Annotated in this window: 2 protein-coding genes; both read right to left on the minus strand. The window is 65.2% G+C overall.

Annotated elements, in window-relative coordinates:
* Positions 1-511, minus strand: a 511-nt coding sequence (locus I6U14_RS00025; RefSeq protein ID WP_296895843.1) for a hypothetical protein, incomplete at its 3' end; no start/stop codon positions are given.
* Between the two features lie 100 nt (positions 512-611).
* Positions 612-2,372 (minus strand): arginine--tRNA ligase, encoded by a 1,761-nt coding sequence (gene argS / locus I6U14_RS00030; protein WP_296895844.1) that lies wholly within the window; start codon positions 2,370-2,372, stop codon positions 612-614.
* Between the last annotated feature and the right edge of the window lie 59 nt (positions 2,373-2,431).

Genomic DNA, 2,431 nt, shown 5'->3' on the forward strand with positions numbered 1-2,431 from the left:
GGGCCGAGAGGTCTGGCTCCTGCACCGATCCGTCGATGCGGCGGAACAGGCTGTCGTCCCGCCCGGCTGGCTGCTGAGGCCCGCTGCGACGCGGGGTATCGAATGGTTCGTCCTGCGCGCCCCAAGGGTCACGCCCCGAGAAGGATTCGCCGGCATGATCGCGGGTCTCGCCAGGGTAGGGCGCGGGTCGCCAGCCGCTCTCATCTGGCGGCTCGGGCGCATCCCAGTCAAACGGGTCATGCTGCTCGGACCACGAAGCCTCCTGTCCGCCGCCCGGGAATGGGTCGTCGCCACCAAATTCATCCCGCGACGGCCCGCTTTGCCACTCATCGGCGAACGGATCGCGCGTGGGCGGGCTATCATATCCTTGGCTGTACCGCTCGGCCGGGTCGGGGTAGCGCCAGTCGCTGCCGGCGGAGTCGTCGCTGGACCAGTCCGGCGCGCGGTGCCGAGGGTGCGGCCGGCGGAGACGCCCTGGCGGAAACCCGTTGGAGTCGTCTGATCGTGGCATGATTGTTCCCCTCGCCGTGAAAACGGTTTTTGAAGCTGTCCGGCCGCGCCTTCAGGCGCATTGACGGAACGCCCGCGCCGCGTGGCGCGCGAGAACGCCGTTAACGCATTTCATTGACGGCTTCGACGCCGAGAATTCCCAGACCGGTCCGCAGCACATCCGCGACGGCGGCAACGAGCGCCAGCCGCGCTATGGTTACATTTTTGTTACGCTCAAGAATGAATCTTGATTGTGGCGACTCTTTGCCACGATTCCACAGCGCATGAAAGTCACTTGCGACATCATGTAGATAAAATGCGATTCGGTGCGGCTCATGCGCTTGCGCAGCACCCTCAACCGTGCGCGGGAAATGCGCCAGCCGCTTGATCAGCGCGAGTTCGAATTCGTCTGTCAACAGGTTGTGGTCCGCGCCAAGCAGCGCCTCCCGGCTGATGTCCAGATCCGGGATATCGGCTTGCGCATTGCGGAACACCGACTGCGCCCGGGCGTGCGCGTACTGCACATAAAAGACCGGGTTGTCCTTGGACTGCTCCTGCACCTTCTCGAAGTCGAAATCCAGCGGCGCGTCGTTCTTGCGGTAGAGCATCATGAACCGCATCGACGGCGCGCCCACCTCGTCGACGACATCGCGCAGCGTGACGAATGTGCCCGCGCGCTTCGACATCTTTACCGGCTCGCCGCCGCGGAACAGCTTGACGAGCTGGCAGATTTTCACGTCCAGCGCGCCCTCGCCTCTCGTGAGCGCCTTTACCGCCGCCTGCATCCGCTTGACATAGCCGGCGTGGTCCGCGCCCCAAACATCGATCATCTGCGTGAAGCCGCGCTGGAACTTGTCGCGGTGATAGGCCATGTCGCCGGCGAAATAGGTGTAGCTGCCGTCGGCCTTCACCAGCGGGCGGTCGGTGTCGTCGCCGAAGTCGGTGGCCTTGAACAGAAGCTGCTCGCGGTCCTCCCAGTCCTCCGGCAGCTTGCCTTTCGGCGGGGCCAGCCGGCCACGATAAACGTAACCCTGCGCTTCGAGGTCCTTGATCGTCTGGGCGACCATGTCGCCGTCCTCGGTGAGCGATTTCTCGGAAAAGAACACGTCGTGATGGATGCCGAGCGCGGCGAGGTCCTCGCGGATCATGTCCATCATCATGGCGACCGCCTTTTCGCGCACGATCGGCAGCCATTCGGACTCGTCGGCCTTTAGAAGCGCGTCGCCGTGGTCCGCGGCCAGCGCCTGGCCGACCGGCACGAGATAATCGCCGGGGTAGAAGCCTTCGGGGATCTCGCCGATGTCCTCGCCCAGCGCCTCGCGGTAGCGCAGATAGGCCGAGCGGGCCAGCACCTCGACCTGCGCGCCGGCGTCGTTGATGTAGTATTCGCGCGTGACGTCGAAGCCGGTGAATTCGAGCAGGCTGGCGAGCGCATCCCCGAACACGGCCGAGCGCGAATGACCGACATGCATCGGCCCGGTCGGGTTGGCGGAGACATATTCGACGTTGACCTTGGTGCCCGCGCCGATGTCGCTGCGGGCGTACCCCTCACCGGCCTCCACCACCGCGCGCACCAGCCCGGCCCAGAAGCCGTCCTCTAGCCGGATATTGATGAAACCCGGCCCGGCGATTTCGATCGATTTGACGCCCTCACCGGTCTCCAGCTTGGCCTTGAAAGCCTCGGCCAGGTCGCGCGGCTTTAGCCCCGCCGGCTTGGCCAGCACCAGCGCGGCATTGGTGGCCAGGTCGCCATGCGCCGGGTCGCGCGGCGGCTCGACCGAAACCGCGCCGATATTCGCGCCTGCGGGCAGCATGCCCTCGGCTTCGAGCGCCTTTGCCGCTTCCGCCCCGCGCGTCTCGAAATGGCTGAAAATGGTCCTCAAATAACCAATTTGGCCGGACTACCCGGTGCCGGGGCCGGGCCAAAACGTGTATGTTAGTA

The organism is Thiohalocapsa sp. (assembly GCF_019695415.1).
GTDB lineage: Bacteria > Pseudomonadota > Gammaproteobacteria > Chromatiales > Chromatiaceae > Thiohalocapsa.